This window comes from Kitasatospora sp. NPDC093679 (assembly GCF_040683455.1).
Taxonomy (GTDB): Bacteria; Actinomycetota; Actinomycetes; order Streptomycetales; family Streptomycetaceae; genus Kitasatospora; species Kitasatospora arboriphila.
Window position 1 is genome coordinate 213,121 of the sequence record NZ_JBFBDW010000001.1, and the last position, 18,511, is coordinate 231,631.

The following is an 18,511-nucleotide window of genomic DNA, read 5'->3' on the forward strand; positions in this document are numbered from 1 at the left end:
GCCGCGCGGCGGATGCCGGCGGTCCCGGCGCACCGCCGCCTCCCCCGCACGGCGGAGAGCACCCCGGAAAGCCGACGCCCGGCCGGTACACCCGCACCGCGAACACCCCGGACGATGACGGCAACCCGCCCGAACCCGGAGAGGAACCCCGCATGAGGACAGAGGATCTGCTGCCGTTCTGGGAGAACGACCTCCCCGGTCTCCCGGTCTTCTGCCTGCCGCACGCAGGGGCCGGCGCGGGTGCCTTCCGCACCCTGGCCCGCGACCTGCGCCCGGCCGTCAACCTCCAGCCGGTGCAGCTGCCGGGCCGCGAGAACCTCGTCGCGCTGCCCCTGGTCGACGACGCCCGCCAGCTCGTCGACTGGCTCGGCCCGCGCCTGCTGCCCCGGCTCGACCGGCCCTTCGTCCTGGCCGGCCACAGCATGGGCTCCCTGATCGCCGCCGAGCTGACCGCCTGGCTGGAGCGCAACGGCGGGCCCGCGCCCGAGCTGCTCGTCGTCTCCGCCTACGCGGGCGACTTCCGGCACAACCGGATGGCCGCCCGCGACCGGACCGACCGGGAACTGGCCGAGGTCCTCACCGAGTTGGGCGGCACCGCGCCGGAGGTCCTGCAGAACGAGGAGATGCTCTCCTTCATCCTGGAGACCATCCGCAACGACCTCCGGCTCGTCCGCGGCTACCGGCCCACCTACGACACGGTGAACGTCCCGATCCTCGCCCTCGGCGGCACCGACGACCCCGACGCGGACGAGGAGGCACTCGCCACCTGGCGCGACCGCACCACCGCCGGCAGCCGGGTCGAGATCCTCCCCGGCGGCCACTTCGCCGTCCTCGAGAACCCCGGCACCGTCGCCGCCCTGATCGCGCAACGCCCGGGGACACCCGAGCAGACCCTCCTCGACGTGCTGCGCCACCACCTGGGCGACGAGGGCATCACCCCGGACGACGACTTCTACGCCGCCGGCGGCGACTCGCTGATCGCCCTCGCCGTCGTCGGGGACCTCAAGGAACGCGGCCTCGACCTTCCCCTGCGCGGCCTCCTCACCGCCTCCACCGTCGCCGAACTCGTCCCGCTCCTCACCCCGGCCGCCGCACCCGAACCCACCCACCGGCCGTTCGACGGACTCGGCCCCGCCGACCGCGCCCTGCTGCCCGCCGGACTGCAGGACGCCTACCCCGCCTCCACCCTCCAGGTCGGGCTGATCTACCTCTGCGAACTCGCCGGCGACCCCAGCCTCTACAACGACCTCGTCGGCCTGCGCGTCAACGCGCCCTTCGACGAGGAGAAGTTCCGCGCCGCGCTCCGCACGCTCACCGGACGCCACCCGCTGCTGCGCAGCTCCTTCGACCTCGCCGCCTACTCCACCGCCGTGCAGCTCGTCCACCCCGAGGTCACCGTCCCGGTGGAGATCGAGACCGGCGACGGCGAGGCGCTCGTCCGGGCCTTCCGCGAACGCCACCTCGCCACCGGCATCGACTGCGGCACACCCCCCGCCTTCCGCATCCACATCGCCCGCGAGCCCGAGGCATTCCGGCTCACCCTGGCCATCCACCACGCCGTCATCGACGGCTGGAGCATGGCCCAGCTGATGGTCGAACTGCTCACCTGCTACGACGCCGAACTGGCCGGCCGCACCCCGCAGCTGCCCGCCGTGCCGGCGGACGGCCACCGGCAGTTCGTCGCCCTGGAGGCCGCCGCCGCCGGGTCCGCACCGTTCTGGCAGGCCGAGGCCGACGTGCCGCCGCTGCTTCTGCCCGACCGCCCCGACGGCGCCGTCCCCGACCCGGTCGCGACCCGCCACCTCCCGCTCGACCCGGCGGACGTCACCCGCCTGGAGGCCGCCGCCGAACACGCCGGCGTCCCGCTGAAGAGCCTGCTGCTCTCCCTGCACCTGCGGGCCCTCGCCCTCGCCACCGGCCGCGACCGCGACCTGGTGACCGGCCTGGTGGCCAACGGCAGGCCCGAGGTGCCCGGTTCCGCCGCACTGATCGGGCTCTTCCTCAACACCGTCCCGCTGCGGCTGCGGTCCGTCGAGGGCGACTGGGCCGAACTCGCCGGGCGGACCTGGGAGGCCGAACAGCGCCTGCTCGCCCACCGGCGCCACCCGCTCTCGGCGATCGAACAGGGCCTCGGCCGGCCCGCCTTCGACGTCTCCTTCAACTTCACCCACTTCCACCCGTACCGGCAGGTGGACGACCTGCGGTTCAAGGTCGACGAGTGGTGGTCCTACGACAAGGCCAGCTTCCCGCTCGGCGTCGACGCGATGATCGACGCACCCGACCTGGGCAGCGGGGTGCTGGTCGCCCACGACCCCGCGCTCGTCCCCGGCACCCTGGTCGACCGGTACGTCGACGCCCTCGGCGCCGCGCTCGCCACCGTCGCGGCGCCCGACCGGCCCGGGGAGGCCCGATGACCGTCCTGACCCGGCACACCGGCAGCGACCCCCGGCAGGAGCCCGCCCCCGAGCCCGTCCCCGACGTCGACCTCGATGCGGTGGACCTCTTCGACCCCGGCCTGCACGCCGACGGCGACCCGCACCGGATCTGGGCGCACCTGCGCCGGGCCGCACCGCTGCACCGCCAGACCCTGCCCGACGGCCGGAGCTTCGCCTCGGTCACCCGCTACCACGACGTCCGCCGGGTCCTCAGCGACTCCCGCGCGTTCACCTCGGAGCGCGGCAGCCTGCTCGACCAGCTCGGCCACGGCGACGAGGCCGCCGGCCAGATGATGGTCTCCACCGACCCGCCCGACCACGCCGCACTGCGCCGCCCGCTCCAGCACGCCCTGCAGCGCAACGCCCTGGAGGCCGCCCGGCCCCGCATCCGGGCCGCCGCCCGCGCCGTCCTCGCCCCGGCCGCCGACGGCCGGCCCTTCGACCTGGTCACCGCCGCCCTGGACTTCCCGATGACGTTCACCGGAGCGCTCATGGGCATCCCGGAGCAGGACTGGCCCGACCTCGTCCGATGGACCTCGATGGCCGCGTCCCCCGAGGACCCCGGCTTCACGATCCGCAACCGGCACGCCACCCTGGCCATCGCCCACCACGAACTCTTCTCGTACTTCACCGAGCAGACCGCCGCCCGGCCGGACGGCAGCGGCGACCTGCTCGACCTGCTGGCCGGACTCGGCAGCCGGGCGAAGACCGTCTACAACTGCTACAGCCTGCTGCTCGGCGCCAACGCCACCACCCCGCACGCCTTCACCGGCACCGTCCTCGCCCTGCTGGAGCACCCCGACCAGCTCGCCGAGGCCCGCCGGCACCCCGAACTCGTCCCCTCGCTGGTCGAGGAGGGCCTGCGCTGGACCTCCCCCGCCAGCAGCTTCCTGCGGCACGCCGTCGAGGACGTGGAACTGGAGGGCGGGGTGCTGCGCAAGGGCGAGGCGATCGCCGCCTGGGTCGGCTCGGCCAACCGCGACGGGACCGTCTTCCGGGACGCCGCCCGCTTCGACCTGCGGCGCACCGGCAACCGCCACATCACCTTCGGGGCCGGCGCCCACTACTGCCTGGGCGCGATCCTGGCGAGGATCGCCCTGAACGAGCTGTTCACCGAACTCCTCGGCCGGCTGGAACACCTCGAACCCGCCGGCCCCGTCCGGCGCCTGCGGTCCAACTTCATCGCCGGCCTGGGCAGCATGCCGGTCGCCATGACGCTGCGCCCGACAGGCCCGCAGGGGTGAGCGCCCCCGTCCCATCGGTTGTTCCGAAAGGATGTTGACACCGCGTCGACAGACTGGTTTCGCCCACGGATGAAGCATGCGAGCATTACCCGCGGCTCGTATCGCCACTCACGGTCGCCGTCCGCTCACGAGGCAGGGCAGCCGATCGGGCCCACCGGACGGAATCCACCAGAAAAGGAACCAGATGGGGCTGCAGCCGCACGATGCGGACGACGACGTCCACTTCGCACTCCTCGGGCCGTTCGAGGTCACGCGCGGCGCCACCTCGGTACCCCTCCAGGCCAGGCGGAGCCGGCTCCTGCTCGCCGCCCTGGCCTGCCGGCCGCGGGAGATCGTCAGCGTCGAGCACCTCAGCGAGGTGGTCTGGGCCGAGGACCCGCCGACCACCGTCCGCACCCAGATCCAGATCTGCATCTCCACCCTGCGCAAGACCCTCGGCGTCATCGGGATGAGCGAGGCCCTCGTCACCCACCCCGTGGGCTACGCCCTGATGCTGGCCCCGGGCCGCCGGGACGTCGACCGCTTCACCGAACTCGTCCGCGGCGCACGCTCCGCCAGCGACGCCGGGGACCTCGAGACCTCGGTGCGCACCTACCGCGAGGCGCTCGCCCTGTGGCGCGGGCCCGCGCTCGGCGGCGTGGACAGCGACGTCCTGCAGCGCCGGGCGGTCGCCCTCGACGAGGAACGGCTCACCGTCCTGGAGGAGTACTTCGACCTGGAACTGCTGCGCGGCCGCGACCGTGGACTGATCCAGGAACTCGCCGACCGGATCGCCGAACACCCGCTGCGCGAGAAGCTCCGCGGCCAGCTGATGCTCGCCCTGCACCGCGCCGGACGGCGCTCCGACGCCCTCCAGATCTACCGCGAGGGCCGCCGGCTGCTGGTGCGGGAACTCGGCATCGAACCCTCCGACGAACTGCGCCGCCTCGAACAGGAGATACTCCGCGACGCACCCGAGCTGAACCCCGGCTACGGCAAACCCGAAGGACCCGCCGCCCCGCGCCAACTCCCCAGGCGGTCGCGCTACTTCATCGGCCGCGAGGAGACCGTCCACCGGCTGACCGCGGTCCTGGCGGACCCGCGCGGGCCCGAGGACCACCCCTACCGCGCCGTCAACCTGTACGGCCCCGGCGGGACGGGCAAGACCGCCCTCGCCGTCCACGTCGCCCACGCCCTCCAGGACCGCTTCGGCGACGGACAGCTCTACTACGACCTGCACGGCAGCAACACCGTCACCGCGGCGCCCGTCCGGGTCCTCGACCACTTCCTGCGGGCGCTCGGCGTCCCGCCCGGCGACATCCCCGACGAACTCGACGAGCGGGCCGCGATGTTCCGCAGCCTGGTCGCCGAGAAGAAGATCCTGGTCATCCTCGACGACGCCGCCGAGGAGCACCAGATCAGCCCGCTGCTGCCCGGCGGCCGGGACTGCGGCGTCGTCGTCACCAGCCGCCGCCCGCAGACCGGCCTCCCCGAACTGGAGTCCGTCCACCTGGACGTGCTGACCCAGACCGAGGCCGTCGAACTCCTCGGCCGGATCGTCGGCGACCGGCGGGTCGCCCAGGAGCCCCTGGCCAGCGCCCAGTTGGTGCGCGAGATCGACCGGCTGCCGCTCGCCTTGGGCATCGTCGGCGCCCGCCTCGCCGCCTCGCCGCACCGGACGATCTCCTCCATGGCCCACCGCATCCACGACGAGCGCCGACGGCTCGACGAACTCGCCCACGGCAACCGGGCCGTCCGCAGCACCATCTCCTCGACCTTCGACACGCTCAAGCCCGACCTGCGCGACCTCCTGTGCGACCTCAGCCTGTTCGGCGCGGAGGCCTTACCCGGCTGGATGGCCGGCGCGATCCTCGGCGGCGACACCGAGGACGCCAACGACGTCATCGACGAGGCCGCCACCAGCCAGCTGCTCGTCGCCACCGACGCTGAACCGACCGACAACCCCCGCTACCGCTTCCACAGCCTCGTCCGCCTCTACCTCAGGGAGTCCGTCGACCGGCTCCCCGCCGAACAGCGCGCCCGCACCGTCCGCGCCGTTCTCGCCGGCTGGCTCGGCCTGATGGACCTCGCCCAGGCCCAGCTGTGGGGCGGCAACTACACCGTCGTCCGCGGCGGCTCCGCCCGCTGGCAGGCCCCGGAGGCCGTCGTCCGGCACGTCCTGACCGACCCGCTCGGCTGGCTGGACACCGAACGGCCCGGACTCCTCGCCGCCGTCGGCCTCGCCGCCGAACACGGCCTCGACGAGGAGTGCTGGGAGGCCGCCACCCAACTCGTCACCCTCTTCGAAGTGCGGCAGCACTACGCCGACTGGCAGGAGAGCCACGAGACGGCCCTGCAGCTCGTCCGGCGCACCGGCAACGTCCGCGGCGAGGCGGCGGTGCGCTGCTCGCTCGGATCGCTCTACCTCTCGCAGCGGCAGGCCGGGCAGGCACTTCCCCACCTGGAGAGATCGCTGGCACTCTTCGAGGAACTCGACGAGACCGGCGGAACGGCCCTGGCCAACCGCAACATCGCGCTGTGCCTGCACACCGTCGGCGACCTCGACGGCGCGCTCCGGCGCTACGAACGGGCGGCCGAGCTCTTCCGGCTCGCCGGGGACCCGCTGGGCCGCGCCCACGTCCTGTCCAACATGGCACCGATCCACGCCGCCGGCGGCGACCCCGGCCGGGCCGAACAGGAACTGACCGAGGCACTACGGATCTGCCAGTCGATCGGCAGCTCGCGGGTCGCCTCGATGAGTCTCCACCGCCTCGGGCAACTCTGCCTCAGCCAGGGGCGGTTGGGCGACGCCCTGCGCTGGTACCGGGAGGCCCTCGCCATCGTCCGGCGACAGGCCGACTCGCTGGGGGAGTGCATCGTCCAGCACGGCCTGGGCGACACCCACATGGCCAGGGGCGACCACGCGGAGGCCGCAGGCTGCCTGGAGGGCGCCCTCGTCACGGCCGAAGCGGCCGGACACCTGCACGCGGCCGCACAGGTACGGGTCAGCCTCGCCGAGGTGTGCCTCGCCCAGGGGCTGGACGGCCGCGCGAGGAACCTGCTGCAGGAGGCCCTGCGCGTGCTGGAGGACCACGACCACCGGGCCGCCCTCACCCGGGCCCGCACAGCCCTGGCACGGCTGGACGGGGTCAACCGCTAGGCCCTCCCGGGTCATTCCGTTGCCCGCTGTCGGGCCCCCGTGGGACGATCAAGGTCTGATGGACACCACAGAGTCGGCAGAAGCCCGCATCGAGGCCGCACGCACCGTCCTGGTCGCACCCCCGGAGCTGCAGGACGACGACGTCGTCAGGGACTTCTTCGGGTCCACCGTCACACCGGAGGAGCTCGCCTCCGGCGCACCCGACCTCGCGGGGAGGACGGTCTACCTGTGCGGTGACGTCTCCGGGGTCAGCAGGCACCACCTGCGGGCGGCGGAGCGGGTGTTCGTCGTCCGGGAGCTGTCGCACGGTCACCGCGAGGACGCCGACGAGCCGTGGACGGTCGTCGGCCTCGGCCGGGTCCCCGTCCGGGTGCACGGCGTCGGCGTGTACTACCCCTGCTTCTTCGACCCCGACGCCGACCACTTCGGACGGATCCGTGCGGAGCACGCCTTCCAGTCCCTGACGGAGTCCACCAAGCCCGGAACGGCCCACCGCAGCGGGATCTACCTGACGCCCGTCACCCGGGACGGCGACGAGCTGCACTTCCGCCTGCTCCGCTGCTCCACGAACCTCTCGGGGCCGACCGAGGGCTTCCGCCCGACCGACACGGAGATCGTCGAGGCGCTGAACCGCGAGGCCGCCGCCGTCTTCCGGAACCAGGCTCCGCTCAACCACGTGCTCGCCCAGATCTACCACAACACCCCCGCCGCGGACGGGCGCAAGCAGTCCAAGGCCAGGATCTCGGCCCACGCCGACAAGACCAAGGACATGCCCGTCAACGGCATCATGGCCTTTTGCACCTTCTACGACCGGCTCGACGGGCTGCAGCCCTCGGCCGAGGACGCCTTCGACCGCGGGGTGAAGGGCGTCAGCGCGCTGACCAGGCTGCACTTCCGCCTCAAGGAGCCGAGCGCAGGACACGACGGGGCCGCGCTCCCGGCGCAGTTCACCGTGACCCTCCACCCCGGTTCCGTGTTCTTCGCGCCGCTGTCCACCAACCGCCTGTACACGCACGAGATCCGGCCCTCGGCGCTGGACGCCGGGCTGCTCCCGACCCGCCTGGGCTACGTGGTGCGCTGCTCGAAGGCCGAGGCCGTCCACAAGGGCGGCCACACCTTCCTCAAGGCGGCCGGCGGCCCGGTGCGGCTGGGGCCGCCCACGCCGGAGGGCATGGACGAGCTGCGCCGGCTGTACGCCGAGGAGAACAGGTCCTCGTCCTCCGTCGACTACGGCGACGAACTGCTCTTCAGCATGAACACGGGGGACTACCGTGCACCCCGGGCCTAGGATCGCGGACGAGATCGTCTCGTGCACCCTGCCGGCCGCGGAGGACCTCTTCGCCGAGCTGGCCGCGTCGGCCCGCCTGGAGGACGTGGGGAGGGGCCGCCGGGGCGCCGTGCTCACCAGGGTCGACGAGGCGGGCGGCGTGCCCCTCGTGCGCACCACCACCCGGTACGGCAGCCCGGCGCAGCGCTTCCGGGCGGTGCACGAACGGCTGGCGCGGCGGATCCGGGACGCTGCGGCGCTCCCGGTCGGCTTCAACAACGCCCTCGTCGAGCGCTACACCGACGCCTACCGGACCATGGGCGCCCACTGTGACCAGGCCCTCGATCTGGCCGACGGCTCGTTCATCGCCGTCTTCTCCTGCTACCTGCGTCCCGAAGCGGGTCCGTCGAGGAAGCTGATCTTCGAATCCAAGGAGTCGGACCTCGACGGGTTCGAGATCCCGCTCGCCCACAACGGCGTCGTCGCGTTCTCCGTCGCCTCGAACCGGCGGCTGAGGCACAGGATCGTGCTGGACACGACCGTCCCGGCCTCGGACAACCACTGGCTGGGCGTCACCTTCCGGACCTCGAAGACCTTCGTCCGCTTCCGCGACGATCACGCCCACCTCCCGGACGGTGCGCGCCTGGTGGCGGCCGACGACGAGCAGAGCCGCGAGTTCTACCGGCTGCGGCGCCGCGAGAACCACGAAGCGGACTTCACCTACCCCCCGCTGACGTACACCGTCAGCGAGAGCGACCTGATGCCGCCCGTCTGACCCCGACCTCGTCAGGACTGCGAACCGGGCGTCAGGACTGCGGGCCCGGGCCCCAGGGGTTGTCGGCCACGACGTGCACGGGGTGGGCGGGGCCGGTCTGCGACTCCAGGGAGTCGGCGGCCGCGGTGAGGGCCACGGCGGCCAGCAGGCATGCGCACGCACGTACGAACATGAGCTTGGTCATCGCTGTCTCCCATGTGTCGGCGGGGCCGGGCCGGCGGGCGGTGGCGCCCTGCTCGGCGTTTCCCCGTGATGCTCACGCTAGGAAGGCCGCCCATTGCCACCGCATCGGTGCACTATCGCCTCGGCCGCCACCGCGATAGCGGCCGCGGCGCAGGCCCTCAGACCTGCGGCGACGCGCTACCGGCGGCCTCGCTCCACGGCCGCGGCGGTGCGACCCGGACGGTGCGCCCGTCCTCGAACCGGAAGTCGTAGGCGATCCTCCCCAGCGCCTCGTCGAGCACCGCGAACATCTCCCGGTGGGACGCCGCCTCTCCGCACACCATGTCGAGCTGGCAGGTCATCCCGCCGTCGAACAGCCACTGGCCGGGCTTGACGATCGGGCGGTAGGCGGTGATGCCCGGCACCGCCCGGGCCTCCCGGCCGCCCTCGACGCCGGTCAGCCGGCACCGTTCGGCGGGCCCGGCGCCCCAGTACTGGAAGTGGACCCGGTCCATCGGCTCCGGTTCGGCCCAGTCGTCCTTGCCCGTGGCCCGCAGGCCGGCCAGCCGGATCAGGTCGACTCCCGCCGCCCGGCGGCTGATCTCGTTGACGAGCCCGCCGAGCCGGCCGTTGACCTCGATGATCCGCGGCCCCCGGGCGGTGAGCTTCACCTCGGTGTGGGTGACGCCGAAGTCCACGCCGAGCGCGCGCAGCGCCCGGGTGGTCAGGTCGGCCACCGCGGCCACGTCCTGCGGGGGCAGCGCCGAGGGCCAGAACTGGCCCTGCTCGCGGAACGGGGGAGCCATCGGGAACTTGCCCGAGACGGAGACGTGGGTGATCCGGTCCGGTGCGCAGAGGCTCTCGACCGACACGTAGTCCCCGTAGGGCAGGCTGGGCCTGCCCTGCAGGTACTCCTCGACCATCATGCCGGCGGGGTGCCGTTCGGCGACCCGGGCGAGGGTCTCCTCGTCCCGGACGAGGTGGGTGTCCCGGCTGCCGCCGCCGTACAGCGGCTTCACGACGGCCGGGAGGCCGACGGCGTCCAGGGCCGCGGCCCAGTCCTCCGGGCGGTGGACGGGGTGGTGGCGCACCGCGTCCACCCCGGCCTGCGCGAGCCGCCGGCGCTGCCGCTCCTTGTCGGTGAGCAGCAGCACGGTCTCCGGCCGGTGGCCCGGCAGCCCCAGGGCGGCGGCGATCCGGGCGGTGTCCCGCAGCATCGGCTCGCTGTAGGTGACGATGCCGTCGGGGCGCAGCGCCCGGACCCGGGCGACGTCCCGGTCGTCACCGGCCAGGTCGACGACCGTGCCCAACTGCTCCAGCAGGGGCCGGACCTGAACGGTGTGGTCGGTCCGCGGGACGAGGAAGGCGAGCGGGGTGTCCGCAGCCAGCGCCGTGGCGATCTCCGCCGCGGCGGCGGCCCCGTGGTCATAGGCGATCACCAGCATGTCAGCCTCCGGGGAAGGTGCGCATGACGAACGGAAGGGAGTTGGCGACGCACAGCAGTGCGAAGGTGAAGGACTGGATGTACTCGTCGACGACCGGGGCCTTGACCAGTCCGGGGTCGAAGGCGACCAGCACGCCGCTGCCGAGGTCGGGCGAGCCGAGCAGCACGTCCACGCCGAGCGGGATGCCCGCCCCGCCGACGGACCACCAGGAGCCGACGGCGGTCTCCAGGTGCTCCAGCCGGTGGCGCGGACGGAACCGGGTGAAGCCGAAGGCGACGTCGAACGGCGCCCGGCGCAGCCGGCGTTCGATCTCCGCGGGCGGGAAGTGCCGGTGCGCGGCGGTGCTCCGCTCGGCGCTCCAGGCCCGCCTGGCCTGGTCGGCCCAGCTGCCGCCGGTGGTCCGCAGCCGCAGCGGAAGGGTCTTGGAGAAGCGTCCCACCAGGTGGTCGGAGCCTTCGCCGGCGGGCCGGCAGTCCGTCACCAGGCCGGTGACGATGTCGCTGTCGCGTCCGGTCGCCTGCGCCAGCGACCAGACGTGCAGGGCGAGGTAGAGGCTCTTCGGCGGCACCCCCGCCTCCTCGGCGGCCGCGCGGATGCGGTCGACGGCCGGCCCGTCGAGCGGGATGAACCGTGCCTCGTCCGGGTCGGGGACGGCGTCCGCGGCGCGCAGCGGCAGGAGCAACGGCGGTGCGTTCGCCTCGGCGAGCCAGAACGCCGCGGAGGCCGGGTCCGCGTACTCGGGTACGGCCAGCCGCCGGTGCCCGTCGGGTGGGACGTCGGGCAACTCGGCCGGTAAACCGGTGAGTTCGGACTCGTACAGGGCGACCAGCTCGGCCAGCAGGACCCACACGCTCCAGCGGTCCACCGCGGCGTGGTGGGCGGCCACCGAGACGCTGAAGGACGCCGGCTCGCGGACGACGTGGCAGCGGAAGGCCGGCGGCCCGGCCGCGTCGGCGTCGGCGGCGAACCGCCGCCGCTGGAAGGCGCGGACGAGCGCGGCGCCGCCACCCGTCCCGACCTCCACCGGCGGGTCCGCCTCCGCCCGGACGAGCTGCAGCGGCACGGAGAACCCGGCCGCCGCGAACGAACTGCGCAGGGGGTCGTGACGGGCGGTCACCGTGCGCAGTGCGGCCCGGAACCGCTCCTCGTCGAACGGTGCCTCGACGTGCACGCCGACCACGTCCCGGCCCGGCCCCCGGCGGTCGGCCAGCAGCGCCGACTGCTCCGCGGAGGCCGGGAAGGCGTCGGCGAGCCCGGCCGGCAACCGTGCCCGGTCCGCCGCCGACAGGGCGTCGAACGGCCGCGCCGCCTGCCGGAGTCGCCGTGCGATCAGGGCGCAGGCCGCGGCGGCCTGCTCGTGGAGGACGAAGTGGCCGCCCGGCAGGAGTTCGACGCGGCAGTCGCCGTCGGTGCGGTGGCGCCACGCGGCCAGCGCCGTGGCGGTCACCGCCGGGTCGCGGTCGCCGCCGATCGCCAGGACGGGGACGGTCAGCCGGCCCGGGCCCGGCCGGTACCGGCGCAGCAGGCGCAGGTCGTTGCGGAGGACGTCCAGCAGGTGGGCCCTGGTCTCCGGGTCCGCGGTCGGGCCGGGCGCCGTCCGGCCGAGCCCGGCGAGCCCCGTGAGCAGCCGGGCGTCGCCGAGGTCGCCGGTCGGCATGGCGTCCGGCCCGGGGTCGCCGCCGCAGGAGGAGACGACCAGCAGCCGGGGTGCCGGGGCCCCGCGGCGTTCCAGCCAGGCGGTCAGCTCGGCGGCGAGCAGCGCGCCCATGCCGTGCCCGGCGAGCGCGAACGGCCCGTCCAGCAGCGGACGCAGGGCCGTGCCCAGCAGGTCCACCAGGTGCGGCACGTCGTCGCAGAGGGGCAGCCGGGCGAGGGTCTCCCGGCCGGGGAGCTGGACGGGCTGCAGGCTGAGTTCCGGGGGTGCGCCCCGGGCGATGCCGCGGTAGGCGGACGCGCAGCCGCCGGCGTGGGGCAGGCAGAAGACCGGGAGGCCCGTGCCGCGTCCGGCCCACAACGGCAACAATTCGTCTACCCTCATGCCCGGTCCCCTCCTGGCGTGCCCGCGATGGACTCTCCCGTCATGATTGGGCATCGCCGTCGGGACCGGTAATGGGCACGGCGTCGGGTCTTTCGGGCCGTCCCCTCCCTACGGGGGAGCCGGACGGGCGTCCCGGCACGCCGAGAGGGCGGGGGTCACCCGCCCTCCCCGTCAGGACGCCGCGTGCGTGCGGCCGCTCAGGGACGGTTCGCGGCACACCGCTCGGGTGCGGTGTCCGCGAGGTACTCGTGCTTGACCAGGTTGGCCACGTTGTACGTCTCGGAGTCGGCGAAGTCGGCCGGCCTGAGGGCCGGGTCCAGCCACTCCTGGACGCCGAAGCCGGGCTGGGCGAAGCCGGCCGCGATGTGGCCCGCCTGCACGTCGAAGTCGCGGTTCACCACGTAGCAGTGGTAGCCGTTGCCCGCGCCGTTGAGCGAGTCCGGCGGCAGGGCGCGCTTGGCGTACGGCGTCCCGCCGGTCGCCAGGTACTTGCCGGTGTCGGCCCCGAAGCGGTCCAGCAGACCGCCCGGCTCCATCGTCCGCCGGTGCATGTCGAGGACGCCGTTCAGCTCGGCGAAGCCCCGGTTGCCCGGGTACTTCCACTGGTCGCCGACGCGGTACCAGTCGAGGAACTGGGTCGGCTGCAGCCCGCCGAGCCGGTGATAGCCCTTCAGCAGCGTCGCCACCGGCCCCGTCGTGGGCAGGACGGCCGGACCGAGCTCGGGGCGGCCGCAGTAGTGGACCGTCGGGTCGTCGGGCGGCAGGAGGTCGGGACAGTCCGCGGGCAGCTGACGGGCCGCCGCACGGGCCGGCGCGGCGGCCGCGGCCTCACCCGCGGCGGCGACGAGCGTCAGCGGCAGCGCGGCCGCCATGGACAACGAGACGAGCGTGAGAGAGCGCACGGGCAGCTCCAGGGGGACCGGGTCAACGGGCGGCACGGGTGCCCGGAGGCACGGCGCCCGACAGCACCGTCATTGCACACGCAACCCCCTCCGCGCGCGAAGAACCCCGGCGGCGGCCGGTCGGAGAACACCCGTGCGGGCTAATCGACCTGACGGCCAGCCAGGGCCGGCAGCCGCCAGGGCCGGGGCCGTGGGCTCAGGACCGTCCGCGGGGTTCGGAGGGCACCCACCCCCGGCCGCCGCATCCGGGGCACCACCCGAGGCCGTCGACGGTGCCCGTGGCCGTCCCCGGGTCGCACAGCGTCTTGACCACGAGCGGGCCGATCGGCTCCCCGCTCCCCGAGTCGTCTCGGCACGTACGGGTCGGTCGACGGCGCGAACCACCGTCGCGGCCCCGGGCCGCCTCGCAGCCCGGGCCGTCGGCGGCCACGTGGACGGACGGAGCGGCCACGCAGGTGAACCGCCGTCAGGCGGTCAACTCGCCAGCGGGAATTCGCACCAGACGTTCTTCCCGCTGCCGAGCGGCTCGACGCCCCAGCTTCCGCTGAGGGCGTCCACCAGCAGCAGGCCGCGGCCGGAGGTCGCGGTCTCGCCGGGGACCCGGCGGCGCGGCAGGACGCTGGAGCGGTCCTGGATCTCCAGGCGGATGCAGGGGGTGGTCCCGGCCCGGAGTTCGATGGTGAGCAGTGCGCCCCCGTCGGTGTGGACCAGGGCATTGGTGATCAGTTCGTCCGCAGCGAGTTCGACGTCGGACACGAGGTCGGTCGCACCCCACCCGGCCAGGGCCTGGCGGAGCATGGCCCGGGTCTCCGCCAGCCCTTCCGGATCTGCCTGGTGGACGTGCTGGGTCATCTGCCGGGTGGCGTGCGCACCGGGTTCGGCGGCGCGGTGCAGCAGCAGGAGCGCCACGTCGTCGCTGCTGCCGAGGCGGCTCGGGTGGCCGCCGCAGAGGTGGTCGGCGAGCGCCTCGGTGCCGAGCGGACCGGCGCGCATGGCGGCGGCGAGCGCTTCGATGCCGTCCGCGATGTCCCGACCGGGGTGCTCGACCATGCCGTCGGTGCACAGGAGCAGGGTGTCCGCGGGGTTGAGGTCGAGACGGGTCTCGGGGTAGCCGTCCTGGCCGAAGACCGTGGCCACGCCGAGCGGGAGGCCGCCGCGGACGCCGGCCCAGCCGGTACGGCCGGTGCTGTGCCGCACGAGTGGTTCGAGGTGGCCGGCCCGCACCAGGCGCAGGGTTCCGGTCTCCAGGTCGGCGTCGACGTAGATGCACGTCGCGGACCGCTCGGTGTCGAGGTCGGCGAGGAACCTGGACGCGCGGGCCATGACCGTGGCGGGAGTGTGTCCCTCGGTGGCGTAGGCCCGCAGGGCGATCCTCAACTGACCCATGATGGCGGCCGCGTGGCTGTCGTGCCCCTCCACGTCGCCGACCACGAGACCCACCCGCCGACCCGGCAGGGGGATGACGTCGTACCAGTCCCCGCCCACCTCGCGTCCGCTGCGGCCGGCGCGGTAGCGGACGGCCACCTCACCGCCGTTGATCTCGGGGATCCGGCGCGGCAGCATGGTGGTCTGGAGCGTGGTCGCGAATTCGCGTTCCTGGTCGAAGAGCATGGCGCGTTGCAGGGACTGCGCGACGGCGCTGCTGAGCGCGATGCAGATGTTGCGGTCCTCGGTGCTGAAGTGGTGCCTGTCGCGGTAGAACAGGCCCAGTGCGCCGATGGTGCGGGCCTGGGCGGCGAGGGGCAGGAAGGCCGCCGCCTCGATCCCCATCTCCTCGGCGTAGGGCAGCAGCCGGGGGTAGCGGGTGGTGAGCTCCTCGCTGGTGCCGACGAACCGCGCGTGCCGGGTGAGCACGGCCTCGGACAGCGGCAGCGCGTCCTCCAGGTGGGTCAGCGACAGGTCGTCCCGGGCCCTGAGCTCGGCGGACGGTTGCTCGGTCACGGCGACGAGGCGCATGACGTCCCCGTCCACCAGCCCGAGGGCCAGCCCGTCCGCCCCGAACCGTCGCAGCCCCTCGCTGTCGGTCAGCACGTTGGTCACGTCGCGGACGGTGACGGCGCGGGCGAGGGCTTCGGTGGTGGCGCGTACGGAGTCGGTCTGCCGGCGCCGGTCGGCAGCGAGCGCACGCATCCCCTCGGCGTGGGCCAGCTCCTCCTCGGCGTTGCGGACGATGCCGACGATGCGGTACGGGTGCGCCTGCGGGTCGCGCAGGATGCGCCCCTGCGTGTGGGCCCAGCGCAGGGTTCCGTCGCGGCAGACCAGGCGGAAGTAGGACGCGAAGGTCAGGTGTCCCTCCCGCAGCGCGAGCGACACGGCGTTCTCGAGCCGTTCGCCGTCCGCCGGCAGCACCCGGGCGGAGAGCGACGCGGGCACTCCGTCGAACTCGTCGGCCCGTAGGTCGAACACCTCCAGGCCCACGTCGTCGAGGTGGTAGGTGCCCTCGTCGAGGTCCCAGTCGAAGCTGCCCATGCCGTTGAGCGCCAGCCGATCGTTGGCCGCGGTCGGCTCGGCGTCACCGGGGGAGCCCGACGACGGCGAAGGAGCGCGCGCGGACGCGGGAAGGGTGACTTCGGGGTCGTAGCCGTCCGGAGACCTGGACGTGCTCGCCATGGCAGGGCTCCCGTCCGATCGATGGCCCGCTGCCGGATCGTCCGCGACAGGCCCGCCATCGCCGTGCGGTCCCGGAGAGCGGCGTACACGTGCGACGGCGAGGCGCGTGAGTGCTCCGCCGCCGCGCCGGGTCCGTTCCTGGAACGCGTGGTCAGTCTATCCACGGGGCGACGGCTCGGCATCGACGCGTGAGCCGTGGTCCAGGCCTTCGTGCCGATCCTCCGGGCGGGAGCGGGGCGAGAAGGCGACCGGTACGCAGGCGGACCCGGGACGGGAGCGAGACGGAACACCCGGGAACCCGTCCACACCGCCGGAGCTCCCCGTCGGCCGCTCCGGCACCCCGGGCGCGGGTCCCTTCGGGAGGCGGTGCGGACGCCCGTCCGGTGGTCACAGCCGTGACAGGACGAGGGCCACGGCGGTGAGCACCCCGGAGAGGGCTCCGGCGACGACCCGGCACACCCGGCGGGCCAGTACGCACCAGGCCCGCGCAGCGCCACCCGTCACCCGGTACCAGCCGATGCCGAACGGCAGGGCGAGGAAGAACCACGACGGCGGTGCCAGCTCCCCCGGCCGTTGCGAGCCCTCGCGCGCCCACCTGCGGCACCGTTCGACGCCCCGGCCGGTCCGATCGGCGCACCGGCCGGCGCGCTCGGCCCACCGGCCGGAGGCGGTCAGGAGCCCGGCCCGCCAGCCGTCGCGTCGTCGGACGATCGCGGCGCCCGCCCGGCCCCGGTGGGGCACGGCGCCGCTCACCGTCCCTCCAGCCGCGTCGCCAGTCGCGCCGGGAGGACGTCCCGGTTCGCCCGGGTCAGCCGGATCAGCTCGACATCGCTACGGCGCTTGAGGACGTCGGTGAAGGGGCCGTGCTGTGCGTGCACGGTGGCGACCACGTCCACGTCGGCCGCGAACACGGCCCGGACGGCGTCCCGGAACGGGGGGTACGCCAGTTCCATCCGCCCGAGCTCGTCGACGAGCACGAGCGTGCCGGGCTCCAGGGGCGTCGCGAGCGAGGGCACCGCGAGCCCTTCCATCACGCCGATGTCGACGCCGTACCGACCGACCCGCAAAGGCCCCGGCAACCCGACCCGGGCGAGCACACCCCTGCGGCCCGTCAGCGTCTCCAGAACGAAACCGACCCGGGCGCCGCCCTCACGGATCTCCTCCGTGGTGAAGCCGACGGCCTCCCGGGTGCGCAGCAACGCCGCCAGCCGGCGGATCGCGGTCGTCTTCCCGCTGCCGGGGCGCCCCTCCAGCAGAATCCTCGTGGGCATCACGTGCTCGGATCGGTCGTCGGCGCTCGAGCCCTGCTCCCAGCCTCCCACCGCGCAGGGAGGCCGATCCACCCGGCCCCGGGAGTCCTCCCCTCACGCCTGCTTCCCCCGTGCGGCGAGGAGCGCCAGCATGCCGTCCGGCCCGCGACCCACGCGTACGCCGAAGCCGCGGCTGACCCGGTCGAGGGTGTCGTGCACGTGCTGCGTGTCCTCGAAGGAGGCGTGTTCCAGCCGCATCCGGCGGGCCCGTGCAGGTGCCACGTGCACCTCGACCGCTTCCCCGCCGTCGGGCTCCACCGAGACGAAGTACAGCAACCGCAGGTCGTCGCGGTACTGCTCGTGGCCGGCGATGCCCTCGTAGTCGTCGATGAAGTCGCCGCACCCGTAGAGGATCAGCCGTCCACGGTAGAACTCGACGGGACGGGGATGGTGCGAGGAGTGCCCGTGCACCACGTCGACACCGCCGTCGATCAGCGTGTGCGCGAAGCGCACCTGTTCCCGGGAGACCTGGTAGCCCCAGTTGGAACCCCAGTGGATCGAGGCGACCACGACGTCGCCCGGCCGCTTGACCCGCTGCACCCGGTCGACGACCCCGGCCGCGTCGGCGCTGGACGCCTCGGAGACGACGTGGACGCCGGCCCGATGCTCGGACGCGGCCCAGGTCGACGGAATCCCGCTGGACGCGGTTCCGAAGGCGAAGACCAGCACCCGGCGGCCGCCGGCGGTCTCGACGGTCGCGGGCCGCCGGGCCTCGCCCGCGTCCCGCCCCGCTCCCGCCGTGCGCAACCGCGCACCCGCCAGGGCGGCCAGCGTCTCCCGGAGCCCGGGGACGCCGAAGTCCAGCACGTGGTTGTTGGCCAGCACGCAGACGTCGGGCCGGGCCGCGGCCAGACAGGGAACGTTCGCCGGATTCATCCGGTAGTGCACGTCCTTGCCCGGCGCGAAGGCGTCGCTCCGGGTGACTCCCGTCTCCAGGTTCAGCACCCGGACGTCGGGCGCGGCCCGGTCGAGCAGCGCCAGGGCCTCGCCCCAGGGCCACGAGAAGTCGACCGGGCGGGGGATCGGGCCGTTCGCGGCCTCCGCCGACCCGACGTAGTCCCGCGCATCCCGCACGTACGGTTCCCGCAGCCCCGGAGCACCCGGGTGCGGCAGGATCTGGTCGACGCCGCGCCCGAGCATCACGTCCCCGCAGAGGAACAGCGTCACGACGTCGGCGTCCACGG

Annotated in this window: 13 protein-coding genes; 5 read left to right on the forward strand and 8 right to left on the reverse strand. The window is 74.0% G+C overall.

Features of this window, described 5'->3' with window-relative positions:
• Nucleotides 1–152: 152 nt before the first annotated feature.
• The 5 genes from AB0O09_RS00945 (at nucleotide 153) to AB0O09_RS00965 (ending at nucleotide 8,860) form a co-directional block, all read left to right on the forward strand.
• Nucleotides 153–2,414: an alpha/beta fold hydrolase gene (locus AB0O09_RS00945; RefSeq protein ID WP_363538846.1), complete on the forward strand. Its 2,262-nt coding sequence runs from the start codon at nucleotides 153–155 to the stop codon at nucleotides 2,412–2,414.
• Nucleotides 2,411–3,679, forward strand: coding sequence for a cytochrome P450 (locus tag AB0O09_RS00950; RefSeq protein WP_363538848.1), 1,269 nt, complete (start codon nucleotides 2,411–2,413; stop codon nucleotides 3,677–3,679). The genes AB0O09_RS00945 and AB0O09_RS00950 overlap by 4 nt, the downstream gene beginning before the upstream one ends.
• Nucleotides 3,680–3,863: 184 nt before the next feature.
• A complete protein-coding gene (locus AB0O09_RS00955) occupies nucleotides 3,864–6,818 on the forward strand; it encodes a BTAD domain-containing putative transcriptional regulator (RefSeq protein ID WP_363538850.1) in 2,955 nt (984 codons plus the stop codon).
• A 58-nt stretch (nucleotides 6,819–6,876) separates the two neighbouring features.
• Entirely contained in the window at nucleotides 6,877–8,106 is a 1,230-nt protein-coding gene (locus AB0O09_RS00960) for a hypothetical protein (RefSeq protein ID WP_363538852.1), read from the forward strand.
• On the forward strand, nucleotides 8,090–8,860 hold the full coding sequence (locus tag AB0O09_RS00965) for a hypothetical protein (protein WP_363538854.1): 771 nt from the start codon (nucleotides 8,090–8,092) through the stop codon (nucleotides 8,858–8,860). The genes AB0O09_RS00960 and AB0O09_RS00965 overlap by 17 nt, the downstream gene beginning before the upstream one ends.
• A 31-nt stretch (nucleotides 8,861–8,891) precedes the next feature.
• Here the strand turns inward: AB0O09_RS00965 and AB0O09_RS00970 are convergent, their stop codons facing one another.
• The 8 genes from AB0O09_RS00970 to AB0O09_RS01005 all read right to left on the reverse strand — a co-directional run bounded on the left by AB0O09_RS00970 (nucleotide 8,892) and on the right by AB0O09_RS01005 (nucleotide 18,509).
• Complete coding sequence (locus tag AB0O09_RS00970; RefSeq protein WP_363538856.1) at nucleotides 8,892–9,044, reverse strand: hypothetical protein; 153 nt, start codon at nucleotides 9,042–9,044, stop codon at nucleotides 8,892–8,894.
• Nucleotides 9,045–9,201: 157 nt separating this feature from the next.
• The gene (locus AB0O09_RS00975; protein ID WP_363538858.1) at nucleotides 9,202–10,467 is read right to left on the reverse strand and encodes an ATP-grasp domain-containing protein; all 1,266 of its coding nucleotides are present in this window, start codon (nucleotides 10,465–10,467) and stop codon (nucleotides 9,202–9,204) included.
• Between the two features lies 1 nt (nucleotide 10,468).
• Complete coding sequence (locus AB0O09_RS00980) at nucleotides 10,469–12,505, reverse strand: thioesterase domain-containing protein (protein WP_363538860.1); 2,037 nt, start codon at nucleotides 12,503–12,505, stop codon at nucleotides 10,469–10,471.
• Nucleotides 12,506–12,702: 197 nt separating this feature from the next.
• Nucleotides 12,703–13,407: a TNT domain-containing protein gene (locus AB0O09_RS00985; protein ID WP_363538862.1), complete on the reverse strand. Its 705-nt coding sequence runs from the start codon at nucleotides 13,405–13,407 to the stop codon at nucleotides 12,703–12,705.
• 474 nt (nucleotides 13,408–13,881) lie between these two features.
• The gene (locus tag AB0O09_RS00990) at nucleotides 13,882–16,017 is read right to left on the reverse strand and encodes a SpoIIE family protein phosphatase (protein ID WP_363538864.1); all 2,136 of its coding nucleotides are present in this window, start codon (nucleotides 16,015–16,017) and stop codon (nucleotides 13,882–13,884) included.
• 387 nt (nucleotides 16,018–16,404) lie between these two features.
• Nucleotides 16,405–16,770 carry a hypothetical protein gene (locus AB0O09_RS00995; RefSeq protein WP_363538866.1) on the reverse strand — a complete coding sequence of 122 codons (366 nt, stop codon included), beginning with the start codon at nucleotides 16,768–16,770 and terminating at the stop codon, nucleotides 16,405–16,407.
• A complete protein-coding gene (locus AB0O09_RS01000) occupies nucleotides 16,767–17,288 on the reverse strand; it encodes a nucleoside-triphosphatase (RefSeq protein ID WP_363538868.1) in 522 nt (173 codons plus the stop codon). The genes AB0O09_RS00995 and AB0O09_RS01000 overlap by 4 nt, the downstream gene beginning before the upstream one ends.
• Nucleotides 17,289–17,381: 93 nt before the next feature.
• On the reverse strand, nucleotides 17,382–18,509 hold the full coding sequence (locus tag AB0O09_RS01005; protein WP_363538870.1) for a CapA family protein: 1,128 nt from the start codon (nucleotides 18,507–18,509) through the stop codon (nucleotides 17,382–17,384).
• Nucleotides 18,510–18,511: the final 2 nt, after the last annotated feature.

Coding starts and splice junctions, on each gene's coding strand:
- AB0O09_RS00945 (WP_363538846.1), top strand. CDS start 153: ATGAGGACAGAGGATCTGCTGCCGTTCTGGGAGAACGACCTCCCCGGT.
- AB0O09_RS00950 (WP_363538848.1), top strand. CDS start 2,411: ATGACCGTCCTGACCCGGCACACCGGCAGCGACCCCCGGCAGGAGCCC.
- AB0O09_RS00955 (WP_363538850.1), top strand. CDS start 3,864: ATGGGGCTGCAGCCGCACGATGCGGACGACGACGTCCACTTCGCACTC.
- AB0O09_RS00960 (WP_363538852.1), top strand. CDS start 6,877: ATGGACACCACAGAGTCGGCAGAAGCCCGCATCGAGGCCGCACGCACC.
- AB0O09_RS00970 (WP_363538856.1), bottom strand. CDS start 9,044: ATGACCAAGCTCATGTTCGTACGTGCGTGCGCATGCCTGCTGGCCGCC.
- AB0O09_RS00975 (WP_363538858.1), bottom strand. CDS start 10,467: ATGCTGGTGATCGCCTATGACCACGGGGCCGCCGCCGCGGCGGAGATC.
- AB0O09_RS00980 (WP_363538860.1), bottom strand. CDS start 12,505: ATGAGGGTAGACGAATTGTTGCCGTTGTGGGCCGGACGCGGCACGGGC.
- AB0O09_RS00990 (WP_363538864.1), bottom strand. CDS start 16,017: ATGGCGAGCACGTCCAGGTCTCCGGACGGCTACGACCCCGAAGTCACC.
- AB0O09_RS01000 (WP_363538868.1), bottom strand. CDS start 17,288: ATGCCCACGAGGATTCTGCTGGAGGGGCGCCCCGGCAGCGGGAAGACG.